The organism is Marivivens marinus (genome assembly GCF_035969385.1).
GTDB lineage: Bacteria > Pseudomonadota > Alphaproteobacteria > Rhodobacterales > Rhodobacteraceae > SELP01.
Genome location: NZ_JAYKKJ010000010.1, coordinates 1 through 18,434, shown reverse-complemented (window position 1 = coordinate 18,434; position 18,434 = coordinate 1). Strand labels below are relative to the sequence as shown.

At 63.1% G+C, this 18,434-nt stretch carries 18 protein-coding genes; 11 read left to right on the top strand and 7 right to left on the bottom strand.

The genetic code is table 11. The annotated features are described in order from the left end of the window. Positions 1-60 precede the first annotated feature (60 nt). Entirely contained in the window at positions 61-525 is a 465-nt protein-coding gene (gene msrB / locus U3648_RS14440) for a peptide-methionine (R)-S-oxide reductase MsrB (RefSeq protein WP_420859941.1), read from the top strand. A gap of 186 nt (positions 526-711) precedes the next feature. Then, positions 712-1,245, top strand: coding sequence for a hypothetical protein (locus U3648_RS14435; RefSeq protein WP_420859940.1), 534 nt, complete (start codon positions 712-714; stop codon positions 1,243-1,245). Positions 1,246-1,247: 2 nt separating this feature from the next. On the opposite strand, the gene U3648_RS14430 is transcribed toward U3648_RS14435, so the two are convergent. Further along, positions 1,248-1,877, bottom strand: coding sequence for a J domain-containing protein (locus U3648_RS14430; protein WP_420859939.1), 630 nt, complete (start codon positions 1,875-1,877; stop codon positions 1,248-1,250). A 78-nt stretch (positions 1,878-1,955) separates the two neighbouring features. On the opposite strand from U3648_RS14430, the gene U3648_RS14425 reads away from it, so the two are divergent. Next, positions 1,956-2,216: a BolA family protein gene (locus U3648_RS14425; protein WP_420859938.1), complete on the top strand. Its 261-nt coding sequence runs from the start codon at positions 1,956-1,958 to the stop codon at positions 2,214-2,216. Between the two features lie 8 nt (positions 2,217-2,224). Here the strand turns inward: U3648_RS14425 and U3648_RS14420 are convergent, their stop codons facing one another. Both U3648_RS14420 and U3648_RS14415 read right to left on the bottom strand, forming a co-directional pair. Further along, a complete protein-coding gene (locus U3648_RS14420) occupies positions 2,225-2,644 on the bottom strand; it encodes a DUF4177 domain-containing protein (protein ID WP_420859937.1) in 420 nt (139 codons plus the stop codon). Positions 2,645-2,780: 136 nt separating this feature from the next. Next, on the bottom strand, positions 2,781-3,233 hold the full coding sequence (locus tag U3648_RS14415) for a c-type cytochrome (protein WP_420859936.1): 453 nt from the start codon (positions 3,231-3,233) through the stop codon (positions 2,781-2,783). Between the two features lie 168 nt (positions 3,234-3,401). Between U3648_RS14415 and idi the strand changes: the two genes are divergently transcribed. Further along, positions 3,402-3,932, top strand: a complete 531-nt coding sequence (gene idi, locus U3648_RS14410) for an isopentenyl-diphosphate Delta-isomerase (protein ID WP_420859935.1) — start codon at positions 3,402-3,404, stop codon at positions 3,930-3,932. A 717-nt stretch (positions 3,933-4,649) separates the two neighbouring features. On the opposite strand, the gene U3648_RS14405 is transcribed toward idi, so the two are convergent. After that, complete coding sequence (locus U3648_RS14405; RefSeq protein WP_420859934.1) at positions 4,650-5,246, bottom strand: hypothetical protein; 597 nt, start codon at positions 5,244-5,246, stop codon at positions 4,650-4,652. Positions 5,247-5,532: 286 nt separating this feature from the next. Between U3648_RS14405 and trpA the strand changes: the two genes are divergently transcribed. The 6 genes from trpA (at position 5,533) to U3648_RS14375 (ending at position 12,869) form a co-directional block, all read left to right on the top strand. After that, positions 5,533-6,324, top strand: a complete 792-nt coding sequence (gene trpA, locus U3648_RS14400; protein ID WP_420859933.1) for a tryptophan synthase subunit alpha — start codon at positions 5,533-5,535, stop codon at positions 6,322-6,324. 106 nt (positions 6,325-6,430) lie between these two features. Beyond that, positions 6,431-7,576 carry a heme A synthase gene (gene ctaA / locus U3648_RS14395; protein ID WP_420859932.1) on the top strand — a complete coding sequence of 382 codons (1,146 nt, stop codon included), beginning with the start codon at positions 6,431-6,433 and terminating at the stop codon, positions 7,574-7,576. Between the two features lies 1 nt (position 7,577). Continuing rightward, positions 7,578-9,047, top strand: a complete 1,470-nt coding sequence (locus U3648_RS14390; protein WP_420859931.1) for a carboxypeptidase M32 — start codon at positions 7,578-7,580, stop codon at positions 9,045-9,047. Between the two features lie 95 nt (positions 9,048-9,142). Next, on the top strand, positions 9,143-11,473 hold the full coding sequence (locus U3648_RS14385) for a Tex family protein (protein ID WP_420859930.1): 2,331 nt from the start codon (positions 9,143-9,145) through the stop codon (positions 11,471-11,473). Between the two features lie 112 nt (positions 11,474-11,585). Further along, a complete protein-coding gene (locus U3648_RS14380) occupies positions 11,586-12,272 on the top strand; it encodes a hypothetical protein (protein ID WP_420859929.1) in 687 nt (228 codons plus the stop codon). Positions 12,273-12,497: 225 nt separating this feature from the next. Beyond that, on the top strand, positions 12,498-12,869 hold the full coding sequence (locus U3648_RS14375; protein ID WP_420859928.1) for a hypothetical protein: 372 nt from the start codon (positions 12,498-12,500) through the stop codon (positions 12,867-12,869). A gap of 110 nt (positions 12,870-12,979) precedes the next feature. On the opposite strand, the gene U3648_RS14370 is transcribed toward U3648_RS14375, so the two are convergent. The 3 genes from U3648_RS14370 to U3648_RS14360 all read right to left on the bottom strand — a co-directional run bounded on the left by U3648_RS14370 (position 12,980) and on the right by U3648_RS14360 (position 17,750). Continuing rightward, on the bottom strand, positions 12,980-13,603 hold the full coding sequence (locus tag U3648_RS14370) for a nucleoside/nucleotide kinase family protein (protein WP_420859927.1): 624 nt from the start codon (positions 13,601-13,603) through the stop codon (positions 12,980-12,982). Between the two features lie 92 nt (positions 13,604-13,695). Beyond that, complete coding sequence (locus U3648_RS14365; RefSeq protein ID WP_420859926.1) at positions 13,696-16,173, bottom strand: GcvT family protein; 2,478 nt, start codon at positions 16,171-16,173, stop codon at positions 13,696-13,698. Between the two features lie 29 nt (positions 16,174-16,202). Further along, positions 16,203-17,750, bottom strand: coding sequence for a trimethylamine methyltransferase family protein (locus U3648_RS14360; protein ID WP_420859925.1), 1,548 nt, complete (start codon positions 17,748-17,750; stop codon positions 16,203-16,205). A 94-nt stretch (positions 17,751-17,844) separates the two neighbouring features. On the opposite strand from U3648_RS14360, the gene U3648_RS14355 reads away from it, so the two are divergent. Next, positions 17,845-18,390: a LysR family transcriptional regulator gene (locus tag U3648_RS14355; protein ID WP_420859924.1), complete on the top strand. Its 546-nt coding sequence runs from the start codon at positions 17,845-17,847 to the stop codon at positions 18,388-18,390. Positions 18,391-18,434 lie beyond the last annotated feature (44 nt).

The following is an 18,434-nucleotide window of genomic DNA, read 5'->3' as shown; positions in this document are numbered from 1 at the left end:
CGACTGGGCGGGGCGGGGGTGGACCTGATAGTGCTGCCACGAACAGGAAAGGACCCCGTTATGAACCGTCGCATGTTTACCCGTCTTGGCCTTGCCAGCCTTCTGGCCCCCGCCGCCACCGCCCTGCGCGCCCAGAGTTTCGAAGTGACGCGCACAGACGCGGAATGGCAAGCGATGCTGACCGATCTTGAATACCGGGTCATGCGGCACGAAGCGACGGAACGGGCCGGGTCCAGCCCGCTGGACAAGAACTATGCCGCGGGCGTCTATCATTGCCGCGGCTGCGATCTGCCGCTCTACTCCTCGGCCCACAAATTCGACAGCGGCACCGGCTGGCCCAGCTTCTGGCAATCCCTGCCCAACGCCATCGGCACGAAAGAGGACAACACCCTGTTCACCACCCGGACCGAGTGCCATTGCCGCCGCTGCGGGTCGCATCTTGGGCATATCTTCAACGATGGCCCGGCCCCGACCGGCAAGCGGCATTGCATCAATGGTGTCAGCCTTGTGTTCCGGGCCGCCTGATGTCGGGGCAGGGAGCGAGGCGATTCTCGGCCCGCGCCAACAATACGGTTGAGGTGTCGGTATTGCACTTGGTGCGGCGACAATTTCGGGTGAAATTGGTCGAAAATCTGATATAAATCCAGAACCGCTGGATCGGGCTTGGCAAATGGCGCATTCATGGGGCGCTACTGGCCGCTACCGGATCTGATGAAACAAATTGTGGAAATGCTGACAGGGGCAAGCGACGGCGAAAAATGCCGCTGGCTTGCCTATGCCTTGATCGCCGTCTTCGGCGCAGGGATCAGCTTTGTCGCGGTTGCGCGGATCGGGCATGGGGCGGGGCTGTCGCATGCCATGTCGATCTATGAGCAATGGATCGTGGTCGCCGGGGCAATCGGTGCGGCCGCCGGGCTTTATCTGGCGCGGGACCGGTTCGGGTGGCCCGGAACACAGGGCGCGATTCGGGCGCTGCGCGGCGGGCTCATTGCGACCGTCACCGGCCCCGTCGTCGCGGGCACCTTGGCGCTGCCACTCTATGGAACGATGTTTGGCCCCTTTACCTTTTTGGTGATGCTGGCGGGGGCGCCAATCCTTGCGCTCTTATGGGTGCTGAACCTGTCGGCCATCCACGTCCTGTTCCGGGCGTGGCGGCGGGAAAGGAATACAATTTTCGGTGAAACGCCCGACGCGCCACAAGGTCGCCAGCCCCGAATGGGACGGCTGGCGCGTGGGCGGGCCTGACCCTAGTCTTTGAAGTTTCGGCTGACCTTGATCTGGTCCCAGGCCCAGACAACTTCAGTCAACTGCTCTTCCTGGCTGCGGTCGCCGCCGTTCATGTCCGGGTGCAGCACCTTGATCAGCGACTTGTAGACCTTGCGGATTTCCGCCTTGGTCATGCTGTCCTTGGCGTCCAGGATTTCGATCGCCTTGCGTTCGGTCGGAGGCAGCTTGCGGCCCGCCCCGGCAGACCGACCGGGGTTCAGCGTCGCGTTTTCGCCCAGCACTTGATGCGGATCATCCACGCCCAGCCGGGCCCAGGCCCGTTCCTCTGCTGACCGTTTGAACGGCTTTGTCTCGCGTTCCCAAACCCGGTCCTTGTCGACCTGGGCCATGTATTCCGCCTCGGTCGCGCCGTCGAAGAAGTTCCACTTCAGGTTATATTCGCGCACGTGGTCTTTGCAGAACCAGAAGAAATCGTCGAGGATATCGGGGCTTTTGGGTGCCCGGTATTGCCCCGCCTCTTCGCATCCGTCGTGATCGCAGACGCGGGTCGAGGTTTCGAAGGCACCTGACATGCCCCGGCGACCGCGCGGATTTTTCTTCTTCGACGCGGATACCGACATATCGAACCCGAAGGGATCTGGTTTGGGCATTTGCAAAGCCTCGCTTTTCGACTCGGACGCAGGAGTTTAAGCGATGTGTCACGAGATTGAAGGGGGTCAGGAAAAATAATGGGACTTGCGGAACAGATCGAAATGCGCCTGCGCGAGGCGTTCGCGCCAGAACTGCTTGAGGTGCGCAACGACAGCGCCCGTCACGCGGGCCACGCGGGCGATGACGGAACTGGCGAAAGCCACTGGCACGTCACCATCGTTTCGGCGGGCTTTGCCGGGCAATCGCGGATCGCCCGCCACCGGGCTGTTCACGCCGCGCTGGGCGCCGACATCATGGGCCGAATACATGCGTTGGGGCTGGACCTGCGCGAAGTGTAGGCGGGGCGTCAGGCCTTTTCCTGCTCGGGCAGGGGGGGCTCTTCGTCTGCGTCCTCCCCGGCCTCCGGTTCGGGGTCTTCGGCCTCTGCGGGGGGCAGGGGCTCGTCCTCATCGGCGGTCGGGTCATCGGCAAGCTCCGGGCTCTCGTCATGGGACTCGGCAAGGATCTGATCGAGGATCTCGTCATCCGAGGGCGGCAAGGCCCGGCGGAACACCAGAAGGTTCTGGTAAACGGTCGTGCGCCCGGTCAACCCGCTGCGCTCTTCGGACGGCAGGGTGTCGGCGCGGATGTATTCCCAGCCCTCTGCGGCCAGCCCGTTGATGACCTGCTCCATCGACAGCGCAAAGCGGTCTTCGGCGGTCTTTACCCCACGTGCCTTGGTGCCGCGTTTCGGGGCAGGCACGATCTTGTACTCGAACATTCCCATCTTGGACTTTCCTTCAGGTTGGCCGCTGTTGTCCGCCGCCGCGTATAGCAACCGGGGGGGCACAGTCCAAGCCCGCAATGAAAAAGGGCGCCTTCCTCGTCGAAGGCGCCCCGGAAACTGTCGTGATACCGGCCGATTATTCGGCTTCGGCCTCTTCTTCCCCTTCCCCGGCCGAGAAGGTTGCGAGGTAGGCGTAGATGTCTTCCGCATCGTCTTCCGAGCGGACGCGGAACGACATCTTGGACCGCGCGCGGCGGTCATCAAGGGTCACGCGCAGCCAATCGGTCGGGTCCTGCACATAGGCGACAAAGGTATCTTCGTCCCAGATCGCCCCAGCCTCACCGGCGGCAACGATCGCCTCGCCATAGTTGTAACCTTCCACGGCCCCGACGGGTCCGCCGACGATCCCGAAGAGGTTCGGGCCGGTGCGGGCATTGCGCCCGGCCAGCACCTCGCCCTCGGCATTGGCGACGACGTGGCAGGATACGCATTGGCGGCCGAACAGCTCTTCCCCGGCGGCGGCATCCCCTTCGGCAAGAACAGGCGTTCCCAGAACGGCGACAAGGGCGGCGAGTTTCAGCTTGGTCATGATCGACTCCTGACTGTTTGGCCGGGTGGTCCGGCCCGGATGGGTTCTGGGCAGACCATAGTCCTGTCGCCGGACGGGGAAAAGGGGCCGCGCCAATTCGCCACGGTTCCGGGGGGAAATCGCCGCCGGGGACTTCCCAAGGCGCGCGGTTCGGGGCAAGAGGCGGCCATGACTGGACAAGACCAACAGATGATCCCGACCTGGGTGGACGGGGTGTTGACCCCGGTGGACAAGCTGGAGGCGCATATCCGCGGCCTGCGGCACCGCGCGGTCAGCGTCTTTCTGCGCGATCCCGCCGGCCAGTTGCTGATCCAGCGCCGGGCGCTGGGCAAGTATCACACCCCCGGTCTGTGGGCGAATACCTGCTGCACCCATCCCCTGTGGGACGAGGCGCCGCTGGACTGCGCAAACCGGCGTCTGGATCAGGAACTGGGCATCACCGGGGTGGCCCCGGTCTGGCGGCAACAGGTGGAATACCGGGCAGATGTGGGCGGCGGGCTGACCGAACATGAGGTCGTGGACATCTTCCTTGTGGACGCGCCAAAGGGCGTGGCCGTCACCCCGAACCCGGAGGAGGTGATGGACACCGACTGGCTGATGCTGGCAGAACTGGAACAGCAGATCGCGGCGCGCCCTGACCAGTTCACCCCCTGGCTGCGGATCTACCTGGACCAGCACAAGGCGGCGATCTTCGGATAGGATGGTGGGTTGAAACCCACCTTACGTAGGGGCGCAGTCCCGGAGCCACGCAAGGTCTGTCTGACCCGATGACGCGCGGAGGGTCAGATGGGCGCGCGACGGGGGATCAGGCCTGCACAGCCTCATTGCGTTGCTGACAAGGATGACCAAAACATCGGGGACGGTCGTGCCGGAGCGTGGGCACTCTATTCAATCTGGTTCCAGACTTGTCAGAACCCGACGCGCAAGTGACAAGATCAATGTAAATTCGATCTCACTGCACGGCTCACAGACATAGTCTTCACCAGTCTGGAACCAGTTGGACAAATCCACTCGTTCCAAGAATTCAACGCCCTCCTCGTCAGCCGAGGCCAATCGAACGTCGCCACTCTCTGCAAGCATCAATCCAACTTTGATCAACCCATCCTCAGTAATGGCGTTGTAACAAATGATTCCTCCGTGTCTGCCCAAAGTCCCAAAGGTTCTACTGTAGATCATTCTGGTTCAGCTCCGGCTATCGCACGGCATAGTTGTCTACGCCCGGCCCGTGGTGGGTCAAGACCCACCTTACCCCGGCGCGCGTCGCCCGCCGGACCCCCGGAGGATATTTCTAACCCAAAGAAGAGCGGGCGCTGGGTTGGCCGGGGGGGGATCTGCCATGACCGCGCCGCACCTTCACATCGCGATGATCGCAAGAACGCCCAGTAACTCAACAGGGGGAGCGCCAGAGCGGGGGGGCTAGTTGGTTGTTCCGATGCAGCCATGACCCCAAATCCCGTCACGACCTGCTTCTTGAAGCGCTGTTGAGAAAGCAGCGGCGGCATCATCTGAAATCATGCTGCAGGGAATTGCGGCAAAGGACCCGTCGAGAAACAGGTTCCTCCCTTTCTCTCCTTCGAAAAAACCACAGCGACGACTGCTTAGCACCTGCAAGGTTTCGCGAGGGAAATCCGCTTCCATCATTACGGAATCGCCCGGTCTTACTTCCAAAATCTCACTTGGCGAGCTAAGTCGATCATCCGAAACTCTGGAAAATCCGTCATAATTTGGGTCGTGTATGTCGCTTGCACAGGTTGCCGAGCGATCTCCTTCACCATTTCTCAGATGGACGAAACCAAGTCCGGCAAACCCTCCCGAGGTCACAATACAAAGCGGCTCTGACAATTCGTTCGTCAGGCGAAGCTCAAATCTTAGTCCAGTGCTGATCGATCCGAAGACCCTTTCAACAACCAGCTTTCCTGGCAATCGAGAGGCAGACTCCACTGTTGAGGGACAATCCGCAGCGTAGGAGCCGGTTCCTGCCAGCGCCAGAAGAATGGACAAAAGCTTCACCATAGCTGACCTCAGAAAACTCCAAACAAATACAGCCTATTGCCATTTCGGGCAGGGAAGAAGAGCCATTTTCAACCGGCGGCTGCGCGTTTGCCAGACTGTAAATCGCTATCTCGTGCGGCTACGCAAGAGTCCGCCAGCATAGTTGGCCACGCCCGGCCCGTGGTGGGTCAAGACCCACCTTACCACCAGCGCCGCCCCCGTAAGGTGGGTTTCAACCCACCGCCCCCATTGATTTTCCCGCCCCTTTGCCGCAAACCGCTGCGAGGACCGCAGAAGGGAGCCCCGCATGACTCGGATCGACGCAAAATTCGCCGCCCTGAAGGCCGAGGGCCGCAAGGCGTTCGTCGCCTATGTCATGGCGGGTGACCCGGACTATGACACCTCGGTCGAGATCGTGAAGGGTCTGCCGGGCGCGGGCGTGGATATCATCGAACTGGGCCTGCCCTTTACCGACCCGATGGCCGATGGTCCGACGATCCAGCTCGCCGGGCAGCGGGCGCTGGAGGGGGGGCAGACCCTTCTCAAGACCCTTCAGATCGCGCGCGAGCTGCGCAAGGAGGATGACACTACTCCGATCGTCCTGATGGGCTATTACAACCCGATCTATTCGCGCGGCGTGGACCGGTTCCTGGCCGAGGCGAAAGAGGCCGGGATCGACGGTCTGATCGTGGTGGACCTGCCGCCCGAAGAGGATGCGGAGCTGTGCATTCCGGCGCAGGCGGCGGGGATGAACTTTATCCGCCTCGCCACCCCCACGACCGATGACAAGCGCCTGCCCAAGGTGCTGCAGAACACCAGCGGCTTTGTCTATTACGTGTCGATCACCGGGATTACCGGGGCCGCGAATGCCGAAGCGGGCGATGTCGGCCCGGAAGTGGCCCGGATCAAGTCCCAGACCGACCTGCCGGTGATCGTCGGCTTTGGCATCAAGACCCCCGAGGCCGCCGAGACCATCGCCAAGGTGGCCGATGGTGCCGTGGTCGGGTCCGCCATCGTCGACCGGATCGGCAAGGGCGACAGCGTGGCCGATGTGCTGGCCTTCGTCAAAGGGCTGTCCGACGGTGCGCACCGCGCCTGACGCCCCGTGGCGGGGCCGGGGGCGCGACAGGCTGTCCCCACCCCTTGCCCAAGGTGCCGCCCCGCAATAGCTTGCGCCGCAACCCATGCAAGCTGACAGGTGCCCGATGGCCGACAAACCCCGCTCCATTTTTGAAGATGTCCAGACCAGCCAGAAACCGGCCGCCGCGCCGGGCGCGATTGACCGCGCAGGCGGGCAGGGGGCACGGGGCGCGATCCGCCGCTGGCTAATGGTGATCTTTGCCCTTGTGGCCCTGATGATCGCCGTGGGCGGCATGACCCGCCTGACCGACAGCGGGCTGTCGATCACCGAATGGAAGCCCGTCACCGGGGCGATCCCGCCGATGACCGCCGCCGCTTGGGAGGTGGAGTTCGAAAAATACCGCGCCATCCCCGAATATCAGTTGCAGAACGCCGGCATGACCCTGTCCGAGTTCAAGGCGATCTACTGGTGGGAGTGGGGGCACCGGCAGTTGGGCCGCGTCATCGGACTTGTCTGGGCGCTGGGCTTTGCGTGGTTCTACCTTGCCCGGAAAATCCCCACCGGTTGGACCCGCCGCCTGCTGCTCTTGGGGGCTTTGGGCGGCCTTCAGGGCGCCATCGGCTGGTGGATGGTCCATTCGGGTCTGCAAGAGGGGATGCTGGATGTGGCGTCCTACCGGTTGGCGACGCACCTTGGACTGGCCTTCGTGATCTTCGGGTTCCTCGCCTGGTATGTGTTCCTTCTGGGCCGGCGAGAGGCCGACCTGATGCAGGCCCGCCGCGCTGGAGAGCCCCGCCTGTTCGGGATGAGCACCGGGCTGATGCATTTCGCCTTTCTGCAAATCATCCTTGGCGCACTCGTGGCCGGGATCGACGCCGGCCGGGCCTTTCCCACATGGCCGCTGATGGGCGACGGGTTCCTGCCGCCCGATCCCTTCACCCTGACGCCCCTGTGGCGGAATTTCTTCGAAGATGCCGGGCTGGTGCAATTCGTACACCGGATGGTGGCCTACGGGCTGTTCGCCTATGGCATTTTCGTCTGGACCCGTGCCCGGCGCAGCCCGAACCACCGCACCCGTTTTGCCTTTAACGCGATGTTGGTTGTGATGTTCCTTCAGGTCGTTCTGGGCATCGTCACAGCGCTTTACTCTGCCCCGGTTCAGATCGCGATCCTGCATCAGATCGGCGCGGTGGCCCTGTGGGTGCTGATCCTGCGGGCCCGTTACCTTGCCCGCTATCCGCTGGTGCAATCCATCCGCGAAGGGGCCTAGAATGTCTGCATATGATGAGTTGATGGCCTTCCAGCGCGAGACCGAGGCGCTGGGCCAGATCGCGGGCCGCCTTGGCTGGGATCAGGAAACCATGATGCCCGAAGGCGCGACCGACCAGCGTGCAGAAGAACATGGCGCGATTGCCAATGTCCTGCACGCGCGCCGGACCGATCCGCGCATTGGCGACTGGCTGGACCGGGCCGAGGCCCCGGATGACGCGGGTGCCGCCCAACTGCGCCTGATCCGCCGCAGCTTTGACCGGACGATGAAGGTGCCCGCCGCGTTGGCCGCCGAGATCGCCCGCACCACCAGCCGGGCGCACAGGGTCTGGGCCGATGCCCGCGCGACCGAGGACGTCGCCGCCTTTCTGCCGATGCTGGACAAGGTCGTGGCCCTGCGCCGGGAAGAGGCTGCGGCGCTGGCACAGGGCGGCGATCTTTATGATGCGCTGATCGACGATTACGAACCGGGCGGCAGCGGCGCAGAACTGGCCGCGATGTTCGACGCGATGCGGCCGCGCCTTGTCGCCCTGCGAGCAGCGATCCTTGACCGCCCGCAGCCCAAGGGGCTGTCCGGCAATTTCGACGAGGCGGGGCAATTGAAACTGTCCACCTTGCTGGCCCGGACCTTTGGCTATGACATGGACCACGGGCGTATCGACAAGGCCGTGCATCCATTTTCGTCCGGGTCCGGTCTTGATGTGCGCATCACAACGCGGACCGCGCCAGAGGACCCGTTCAATTGCTTTTATTCCACCATTCACGAGGTCGGCCATGCCGCCTATGAACAGGGGATCGACCGGGCCTATCTGCTGACCCCGCTTGGGTCGGGCGTGTCGATGGGCGTGCACGAAAGCCAAAGCCGGATCTACGAAAACCAACTGGGCCGCAGTCGCGCCTTCACCGGCTGGCTGTATGACCAGATGCGCGAGACTTTCGGGGATATCGGCGTCGATGGGCCGGACGCCTTCTATGCCGCCGTCAACGCGGTGCGGAACGGATACATCCGGACCGAGGCGGATGAGGTGCAATACAACCTGCACATCATGCTTCGGTTTGATCTGGAACGCGCCCTGATAGCGGGCGACCTTCAGGTCGGCGATCTGGAAGCCGCGTGGAACGACAGGTTTGCCGCCGATTTTGGCTATGCGGTGGACCGGCCATCGAACGGGGTCTTGCAGGATGTGCATTGGTCCGAAGGGCTGTTTGGTTATTTCCCGACCTACAGCTTGGGGAATGTTTATGCCGGGTGCCTTTACAAGGCGCTGACCCGCGACGTGCCGCAGGTAAACGAACGCTTGGCCAAGGGCGATACCGGCCCCGCCACCGGCTGGCTGCGGCAGAACCTGCAACAGTTCGGCGGGTTGCGCGACCCGAAGGCCACCATCGAACACGCCTGCGGCGAAGCACCGTCGGAAGCGCCGCTTCTGGGCTATCTCGAAGCGAAGTTTGGAGAGCTTTACGACCTTTGAGACGCGATGTGGCGCAAGACCGTCCAGCCCCCCTTGGCGCGTCCGGTGGGGGGCGCTAAGACAGGCGTCCGACCCCAGTTCAGACGGAGGCCCCCTTGGACATCGCAGCCCGTATCGCCGCCACCATCGCCACTGAAATCGGCGCAAGGCCGCAGCAGGTTTCCGCCGCCGTGGCCCTCTTGGATGAAGGGGCGACCGTGCCCTTCATCGCGCGCTACCGCAAAGAGGTGACGGGTGGGCTGGACGATACGCAGTTGCGCAAGCTGGCCGACCGACTGACCTATCTGCGCGAGATGGAAGACCGCCGCGCGGCGATCCTCCAGTCGATCCAATCGCAGGACAAGCTGACCGACGATCTGGCCAAGGCGATTGCGCAGGCCGAAACCAAGGCGGCGTTGGAAGACATCTACCTGCCCTACAAGCCCAAACGGCGGACCCGCGCCATGATCGCCCGCGAAAACGGGCTGGAGCCGCTTCTGGAAGCGATCCTTGCGGACCGCGCGGCAGAGCCTGAGGCACTGGCGGCGGACTATGTGACAGAGGCCGTGCCGGGCGTGAAAGAGGCGCTGGACGGTGCCCGCGACATCCTTGCCGAACGGTTGGCCGAGGATGCGGGCCTTTTGGGCCAGCTGCGCCAGTTCATGCAGGCCGAGGCGCTGGTGACGTCGCGCGTGATCGAGGGCAAGGAGCAGGAAGGCGCGAAGTTTTCCGACTATTTCGCCCATTCCGAACCCTGGTCGAAGGTGCCGTCGCACCGGGCGTTGGCCATGCTGCGGGCCTCGAAGGAGGGCATCGTCACGATGGATATCGCGCCCGAGCCCGAGGCTGGCGCGGCGCGGGCCGAAGGGATCGTTGCCGCCCATATCGGCATTCCGGGGCAGGGTGCGGGGGACCAGTGGCTGCGCAAGGTCGCGGGCTGGACCTGGCGGGTTAAGCTATCCACCTCGATGATGTTGGACCTTCTGTCCGACCTGCGGGCGCGGGCGCAGGAAGAGGCCATTCAGGTCTTTGCCCGCAACCTCAAGGATCTGTTGCTGGCCGCCCCCGCCGGGGCGCGGGCGACGCTGGGCCTTGATCCCGGGATCCGGACCGGGGTGAAGGCGGCGGTGGTGGATGCCACAGGCCGGGTTCTGGCGACGGACACGCTTTATCCCTTCCAACCGAAGAACGACCTGCGGGGCGCGCAGGCGGCGGTTTTGCGGCTGGTGCAGGCGCATGGGGTGGACCTGATCGCCATCGGCAACGGCACCGCCAGCCGGGAAACCGAACGGTTCGTCGCCGAGGCGCTGAAGATGTTGCCGCAGGGGGTGAAACAGCCGACCAAGGTCGTCGTGTCCGAAGCGGGGGCGTCGGTCTATTCGGCCTCCGAACTCGCCGCGCGGGAGTTTCCCGATCTGGACGTGTCGCTGCGCGGGGCAGTGTCCATTGCCCGCCGGTTGCAGGACCCGCTGGCCGAACTGGTCAAGATCGAACCGAAATCCATCGGGGTCGGCCAGTATCAGCATGACGTGGACCAGCACCGGCTGGCAAAATCGCTGGAAGCGGTGGTCGAGGACGCGGTGAACGCGGTGGGGGTGGACCTGAACACCGCCTCGGCCCCTCTGCTGTCCTATGTCTCGGGGCTGGGCCAGAGCCTGGCGGAGGCGATCGTGGACCATCGCAACAGCCACGGGGCCTTCACCTCGCGGCAAGAGCTTTTGAAGGTTGGGCGTCTTGGGCCACGGGCCTTTGAACAGGCCGCCGGGTTCCTGCGAATCCGGGACGGGGCCGAACCTCTGGATGCCTCCTCCGTCCACCCGGAGGCCTATGGCGTCGCCCGGCGGATCGTGGCGGCCTGCGGTCGCGACATCCGCAGCCTGATGGGCGATGAAAAGACACTGCGGGGGCTGCGCGCGGACCAATTCGTCGATGAGACCTTTGGCCTGCCGACGGTGCGCGACATCCTGTCGGAACTGGAAAAGCCGGGGCGCGACCCGCGGCCCGAATTCAAGACCGCCAGCTTTGCCGACGGGGTCGAGGACATCAAGGACCTGAAGCCGGGCATGGTGCTGGAAGGGACAGTGACCAACGTGGCGGCCTTCGGGGCCTTCGTGGACATCGGGGTGCATCAGGACGGGCTGGCGCATGTCAGCCAATTGGCCGACCGCTTCGTCAAGGACCCACATGAGGTGGTCAAGGCCGGTGATATCGTCCGCGTCCGGGTGACGGAGGTGGACGTGCCCCGCAAACGGATCGGGCTGTCGATGAAGAAGGACGGCGGGGCCTCGGCCCGCGAAGACCCGGCCGCACAGGGGCAACCGCGCGGGCAGGACCGGCCCAAGGGGCAGGGCGGCAAACCCCGCCACACCGCCAAACCCGCCCCGCAAAAGGGCAGCGACACCGGCGCGCTGGGCGCGGCGCTGCTGGACGCGATGCGGAAGACATGACAGGCGCGGGCGAGTTCGGTAACATCAGACCGATTGATCCTCAAATAAGGTTGTCCGACCAATCACGTTGGCGTTGGAGTGCTATGGAATAGAAGGCAGGAAGATCAACAAAGTGGGTTTCAAGCACAAAGTCTTGATCGGAATCATTGCCGTTGCGGCCTGTATCGTAGTTGCTTTGAGGTTCGTTCCAATCGTGACCTCTGCAGATGTAGCAAAGGTAGATGGGGTTCCGCCCACTGTCGCGCGACCACTCCTATTCGATTTCAAAGTGGAAAGGTATCTGATCCCAAGAGAGTTGGTCTGGGCAGGGTGGCCATGGACGCCCTATTTTGGGTTCTACACTGATCCACATATTGAAACGAGTTCTTCCACGACGAAAATTTATGGCTGGACCCTTCAGCTCGTGTCCATCAACCCTCATTTTGGAAATTCGAGCTACCTTCTCTTGGCCACATATGAAGACGCGGTGTTTCTGGTTCAACACAACAATCTGAACCTTCGGGGTGTCATGAACGCTGAGTTGTTGGTTGTGGATGCAGACCCGGCCTCAGTTCTCTTCCTCCGACCAGACGAGGGCTATAACGACCAAGGCGTAGATATCTTCCTCCTTGACGTGTCGGGCGAAGACTTCAAGCTTTCCGGAGGGATATTGGCAGAGCTTGAAGTCGATGACCCTGTTCTTGCGAAGCTGTTTCACGCAGAACTGTCATCAGAGGCGATGGTGGCAATCTGCCAAGACGAAAAGGCTGTTCAACGTCTCGAACCGGTTGCCCGGCAATTGAACTTGCGTTGTGACTAGCGGCCCGCTGCAAGGGGGCGCGCGCAAGTTGTGGATGGCGGTGCAGCGCTGCTGAATGCGATGCGGAAGACATAGGAGGTTCGGATCAACCGGTATTACTCACGGCCAGATCACGCGAGTCTATGACGATGGGGGCTGGGGCGGTTTCGTTCGGGGACTGTGGCGATGTGAAGCCGATGCTCAAAGTTTGAGTGATCTGACGAGCTAGTTCCTGGTATCTCTTAGTTGGAGGAAATTTTTGTGGTCGTGATAAGAGAAGGTAACGTGCTTGACGCTTTGATCGGCAAGCGAGGTCGCCGCATTGGATACCTTCCGGAAACCATCGAAGTGACTTCGGATCGGCTCCAATTACCAATATTGCAGACGGGAACTGATCAAGAGATTCTGTTCTTAATGGGTGAATATGGATTGGTCATCGTCGGTGTAAGAATTGGCGATTTGATGAATCCCAACAGCTACCCCGAAGTCTTCGTAGGATTTGGGTTGGACAAGGATCGCCTAGAAGACGTGGCCACAGCGTTGATGCGCAGACTAGGCGATAATTTTGTCAAAGAAATTGACTTTGACTTGCCGCCAACCGAGGTCCGGATCAGGTAGCATTGCTTTTGCTCTCATTCGGCACCCATAGGCCCTTTGTGCCGTCCTGATGTTCGCGGCGCGTAGTCGCTAAGTTTTCAGGGAACGTGAGTGCTTGCCCCACCCTACAGTCAAAACTCGATCTGGGCGGGCAGGGCGCGGGCGATGACCCGTTCGGCGTTGGGGATGTCGTTGCCTTCGGCCCGGCGGGTCGCGGCGGTGCGGGACAGCCCGTGAGTCAGCCAGCGCTGGATCAGCCGTCCGCGCAGTTCGGAAATCGGCGGGCTGATCCGGGCGGTGACGTCCCACAGCGGCGCAAGGTCGGACCACGGGGCCTCGTTGAACAGCAGGTAGTTGCCTTCGATGATCACCACCTCCAGATCGGCGGGGATGATGACGGCCCCGGTGATGGCGATGTCGCGGGCGCGGTCAAAGACCGGCACGGCGACCTCTTCGCCCGCTTTCAGGCGGCGGATCATGTGGACGAAGCCCGCGGCGTCAAAGGTTTCCGGCGCGCCCTTGCGGGGCAGCAAACCCCGCGTCTCAAGGACCCGGTTGTCCAGATGGAACCCGTCCATCGGCACGACCTGCGCTGGATGCTTCTGGGCGTTCAGACGGCGGGCCAGTTCCTCAGACAGGGTGGATTTACCGCTGGCAGGTGCGCCGACGATGGCCACGAGCAGGCGCTGACCCTCGATCCGGGCTGCGTCGACGGCCTCGGCCAATCTGTTGATTTGCGGTGTGAGATCCAACATCTGCTGCCCCTTGTCCGACTCGCGCGGACAATAGCCCCAAGGGGCGGGGGCGGGTAGCCCCCGGCGGCCAGTTTTCCGCCGGGGGCAGGCGGTCAGCCGCGCATATTGCCGCCGTTGGGGTCATAGGCGGGGGCGCCCAGAATGGTGGCGGGATACATCTCGCCCAAAATCTCGACCGACAGGACCGTTCCCGGCGTGGCGGCCTCGGTCGCGACATAGCCCATGGCCATGGACTGCCCGGTCCGGTGCGCATAGCCCCCCGAGGAGACATAGCCGACCGCTGCGCCGTCCTGCAGCACGGCCTCGTCGCCGGACACGTCGATCCCGTCGACCTCGATCACCATGGTGACCAGCTTGCGGGCCGGACCCTTGGCCCGTTGTTCTTCCGCGGCGGCTTTGCCGACGAAATCCTTGTTCCAGTTGATGAAGGCATCCATGCCGCTTTCCACGGCGTTGAAATCGGGCCGGAATTCCAGCGTCCAGACGCCCCAGCCCTTTTCCAGCCGCATCGACATCAGCGCCCGCGCCCCATACCAGCGATAGCCCAGATCGGCCCCGGCCTCTTCGACCGCCTCGGCCAGACGCAGCAGGTATTGCGGCTTGCAATAGATCTCATAGCCCAACTCGCCCGAGAAGCTGATCCGGTTCAGGATCACCGGCACCCCGCCGACGAAGGTCTGGCGCAGGTCGCGGAACTTGAAGGCCTCGACGCTGACATCCTCGCGGGTGATCCGCTGGAGCAGCGCGCGCGATTTTGGCCCCGACAGGGCGATCCCGTGCCAGTCGTCGCTGACATTGGCATAGGTCAGATCGGCGGGCAGGTCGCGGGTGAACCAGCGTCGATGCGCCTCTTGCATGGCGCCCGACCCGAACAGCATGAAATGATCCTCGGCCAGACAGGCGACGGTCAGATCGCCATAGAGCCGCCCCTTGGGGGTCAGCATCGGGGTCAGGGTCAGGCGGCCCGGTTTCGGCACATAGCCCGCAAGGATGCGGTCAAGATAGGCGCGCGCGCCCGCCCCTTTGAATTCGTGCTTGGCGAAGTTGGCGATCTCGATCCCGCCCACGGCCTCTTGCACGGCTTTCACCTCGCGCGCGACATAGTCGTGGCTGCGGTTGCGTTCGAAAGTGGGTTCTTCGTGCGCATCCTCCGGTCCGTCCGCGAACCAGAGTGCGTTCTCAAGGCCAAAGCCCTGACCCATCCGCGCGCCCTTGGCGACCAGCCGGTCATAAAGGGCGGTGGTTTTCTGCAGCCGCCCCTTGGGCAGGGTCTCGTTGGGGAAGGTCATCACGAAGCGGCGTTCGTAGTTCTCGGTCGATTTGACGGTGCCCCAGTCGGGGGTCGCCCAATCGCCAAAGCGGGCCACATCCATCGCCCAGACGTCGATGGATGGTTCGCCGTCGATCATCCATTCGGCCAGCGTCAGCCCGACGCCACCCCCTTGGCAGAAGCCCGCCATGACGCCCACAGCGCACCAGTAGTTGCGCATCCCCGGAACCGGCCCGATCATCGGGTTGCCGTCCGGGCCAAAGGTGAAGGGGCCGTTGATCGCGTCCTTGATCCCGGCTTCGGCCAGCGCGGGCACCCGTTCGAACGCCAGTTCCAGACGGTCGGCGATGTTTTCCAGCTTCGGCGGCAACAGTTCGTGCCCAAACTCCCACGGGGTGCCGCCGACCTTCCACGGCGTGCCGACGGGTTCATAGGTGCCCAGAAGCATCCCGTCGCGTTCCTGCCGGAAATAGATGTTCGCCTCGTAGTCGATGCCGCAGGGCAGGCGGCGGCCGGCGTTGGCGATCTCGTCGATCCGGTCGGTGATCAGGTAGTGGTGTTCCATCGGCTGAACCGGGAAATTCAGCCCGGCCATATGGCCGACTTCCCGCGCCCAAAGACCGCCGCAGTTGACCACATGTTCGGCGATGACCGTGCCGCGTTCCGTCTTGACCTCCCACTGGCCATCGGGGCGCATGGTGGTGCCGATCACCGGGGTATGGGTGAAATACTGGCCGCCGAAGGTGCGGGCGGCCTTGGCAAAGGCATAGGTGGTGCCCGACGGGTCAAGATCACCGTCCTGATCGTCCCACAGCGCCGCGTAATAGTGTTTCGGGTCGATCAGCGGATGCCGGTCGGCGATTTCCTTCAGGTCGATCCATTCCTGGTGCAGGCCCATATACCGCGCCTTGGACCGTTCCCGCTTGAGGTAGTCATACCAGGTCTTGTTGGAGGCCAGATAGAAGCCACCGGTCATGTGCAGGCCGACGGACTGGCCCGACAGTTCCTCGATCTCCTTGTACAGGCCGATGGTATAGCTTTGCAGGCGGCTGATGTTGGGGTCAGAGCTGATCGTGTGGATCTGCCCGGCGGCGTGCCAGGACGACCCGGAGGTCAGTTCGTTGCGTTCCAGCAGGATCACGTCCTTCCAGCCGAACTTCGACAGGTGGAACAGGATCGAACAGCCTACGACCCCGCCGCCGATGATCACGGCCTTGGCGTGGCTGGGCAGGGGCTTGCCCCGGCTGCTGTCGTCTGTCTGCTTGTTCAGCGTGGATTGGACAAGGTTGTCATCGGTCATTGGGGTCTCCTGATCTCTGCGCGGGCCGGTCAATACCAGGCGTCGGGCAGCGCTTCCTTGCGTTTGGCGACAAAGGCGTCGAGCGCCTCTTTCTTCGCGATATCAATGGCGGGCGCTTCATAGTCGCGCAGCAGCTTGGTCCAGCGGGCATGGGCGCGGGCGCGCATATCCAGACTGCCGCCCTCTTCCCAGCTTTCCACGTTTTCGCTGTCCGACAGGGCGGGTTCATAGAACGCCGTCTGGTAGTTGCGCATGGTATGGGCCGAGCCAAGGAAATGGCCGCCTGCGGGCACCTCGGCATAGGCGTCCCGGGCAAAGGCCTCGTCCGAGCAATCAAGCCCCTGATCCAGCACCTTCTGATAGCTGCCCAGCCGGTCGGCATCCATCACCAGCTTTTCAAACCCGGTGCACAACCCGCCTTCCAGCCAGCCCGCCGAATGGAGCACGAAATTCGCGCCGGCCAGCATGGTCGAATGCATACTGTCCGCGCTTTCATAGGCGGCCTGCGCGTCTTCGATCTTGGAGGCGGTCAGCGACCCGCCACAGCGCAGGGGCAGGCCAACCCGCCGGGCCAGTTGACCGATGGCATAGTTGGACATGACCGGTTCGGGCATCCCGAAGGTGGGTGCGCCGGATTTCAGCGACATGGAAGACAGGAAATTGCCCAGAACGAAGGGCGCACCGGGCCGGATCAACTGGGTGAAGGCGCAGACCATCATCGCCTCGGCCATGGCCTGCGCGACGGATGCGGCGGTGCTGACCGGACCCATCGCGCCGGACAAGATGAAGGGCACGACCACAAGCCCCTGACCGCGTCCGCAATAGACCCGCGCGGCCTCGGTCACGACCTTGTCCACCAGAAGGGGCGAGTTGGTGTTGACGTTGCCCATGATGACGCAGTTGCTGTCCATCACCTCCCGCCCGTGCAGGATTTCGGCCATATCGACGCTGTCCTGCGCCCGGCTCATTTCCGTGATGGCGCCAAGGTGGGGCTTGTCGGACAGGGTCATATGGGCGTGAACCATGTCCAGATGCCGCTTGGACACGGGAATGTCGGTCGGTTCGGCGATGACCAGCCCGGTATGGTGCAGCTGCGGCAGCATATAGGCCAGCTTCACCAGTTTTTCGAAATCGTCGAAAGTGGCGTAGCGGCGGCCGCCTTCCAGATCGCGCACGAAGGGCGCACCATAGATCGGGGCAAAGACCTGATTGTTGCCACCAATGACGACGGACCGGGCGGGGTTGCGGGCCACCTGGGTGAATTCGCGCGGGGCCTTGGCGCAAAGCGCGCGGATCATCTGCGCGTCGGCCTTGATCAGGTCGCCATGCTCGCCCGTGGGCATGACGCCCGACTTGCGCCAGATCTCCAGCGCCTCCGGATCGTCCCGGAAGGCGATGCCGATGTTTTCAATGATCCAATCGACCTGCGCGTCGATCTTTTCCAGCTGGTCTTCGTCCAACGGGTCGAAGAAGGGCAAAACCCGCCGGATGTAGGGCGAGGCGGGCGCAGTTTTCGGGCCGTTGTCTGCGTCGCGGTCACGGCGACGGGCGGAACGGGTGCGGCGGGATTCGGTCATGTGGGACTCCGTGGAACGGGTGCCAAAGTATGACCTTTTCAAAACCGCGTATTCCCCCTATTTTCTTTTGTAGATCATAATCAGGAATTATGAATTGAAAGACGGGTTGTCGCATAGTCTGCCGCATCTTCTGGCGTTCGAGGCCGCGGCGCGTCACGGGTCGTTCACCCGCGCGGCGGAAGAACTGGGCGTCAGCCAGCCCGCCATCAGCCAGTCGGTGCGCAAGCTGGAGGACCGGATCGGCGTGGCCCTGTTCACCCGCAACCGCAAATCTATTGCCCTGACCGAGGCGGGCCGGATTCTGGGCGAAGACGCTGAACGGGCCTTTGGCCGCTTGGGCAATACCCTGCGCCAGTTGCGACAGATGGGGCGGCCGGATCACGTGACCCTGTCGGTCTCTTCCGCCTTTGCGCATTACTGGATGGTCCCGCGGCTGCAATCCTTTCACGCCGCCCATCCGGGCATCGACCTGCGGATGCAGCAGACGGACAAGGACATCGATCCGGGGCAGGAGGGTGTGTCGCTGGCGGTCTGGCGCGGGCAGGGGGACTGGAAAGGCTGCCGGTCACATCTGATCGCGGCGGAACAGGTCTGGCCGGTCGCTTCGCCTGGCGTGCCCCCATCGGGTGGTCCGGTTTGATTGTTAGTGCATCGTGGGCCTCTGGTCCATCGGAACGATGCTTT

Bases quoted from the DNA above. Each gene is read 5' to 3' on its own strand.
- U3648_RS14405 (WP_420859934.1), bottom strand. From the start codon at position 5,246: ATGGTGAAGCTTTTGTCCATTCTTCTGGCGCTGGCAGGAACCGGCTCC.
- U3648_RS14365 (WP_420859926.1), bottom strand. From the start codon at position 16,173: ATGACCGATGACAACCTTGTCCAATCCACGCTGAACAAGCAGACAGAC.
- msrB (WP_420859941.1), top strand. From the start codon at position 61: ATGAACCGTCGCATGTTTACCCGTCTTGGCCTTGCCAGCCTTCTGGCC.
- U3648_RS14430 (WP_420859939.1), bottom strand. From the start codon at position 1,877: ATGCCCAAACCAGATCCCTTCGGGTTCGATATGTCGGTATCCGCGTCG.
- U3648_RS14370 (WP_420859927.1), bottom strand. From the start codon at position 13,603: ATGTTGGATCTCACACCGCAAATCAACAGATTGGCCGAGGCCGTCGAC.
- U3648_RS14390 (WP_420859931.1), top strand. From the start codon at position 7,578: ATGTCTGCATATGATGAGTTGATGGCCTTCCAGCGCGAGACCGAGGCG.
- U3648_RS14420 (WP_420859937.1), bottom strand. From the start codon at position 2,644: ATGGGAATGTTCGAGTACAAGATCGTGCCTGCCCCGAAACGCGGCACC.
- U3648_RS14425 (WP_420859938.1), top strand. From the start codon at position 1,956: ATGGGACTTGCGGAACAGATCGAAATGCGCCTGCGCGAGGCGTTCGCG.
- idi (WP_420859935.1), top strand. From the start codon at position 3,402: ATGACTGGACAAGACCAACAGATGATCCCGACCTGGGTGGACGGGGTG.
- trpA (WP_420859933.1), top strand. From the start codon at position 5,533: ATGACTCGGATCGACGCAAAATTCGCCGCCCTGAAGGCCGAGGGCCGC.
- U3648_RS14435 (WP_420859940.1), top strand. From the start codon at position 712: ATGAAACAAATTGTGGAAATGCTGACAGGGGCAAGCGACGGCGAAAAA.
- U3648_RS14360 (WP_420859925.1), bottom strand. From the start codon at position 17,750: ATGACCGAATCCCGCCGCACCCGTTCCGCCCGTCGCCGTGACCGCGAC.
- ctaA (WP_420859932.1), top strand. From the start codon at position 6,431: ATGGCCGACAAACCCCGCTCCATTTTTGAAGATGTCCAGACCAGCCAG.
- U3648_RS14415 (WP_420859936.1), bottom strand. From the start codon at position 3,233: ATGACCAAGCTGAAACTCGCCGCCCTTGTCGCCGTTCTGGGAACGCCT.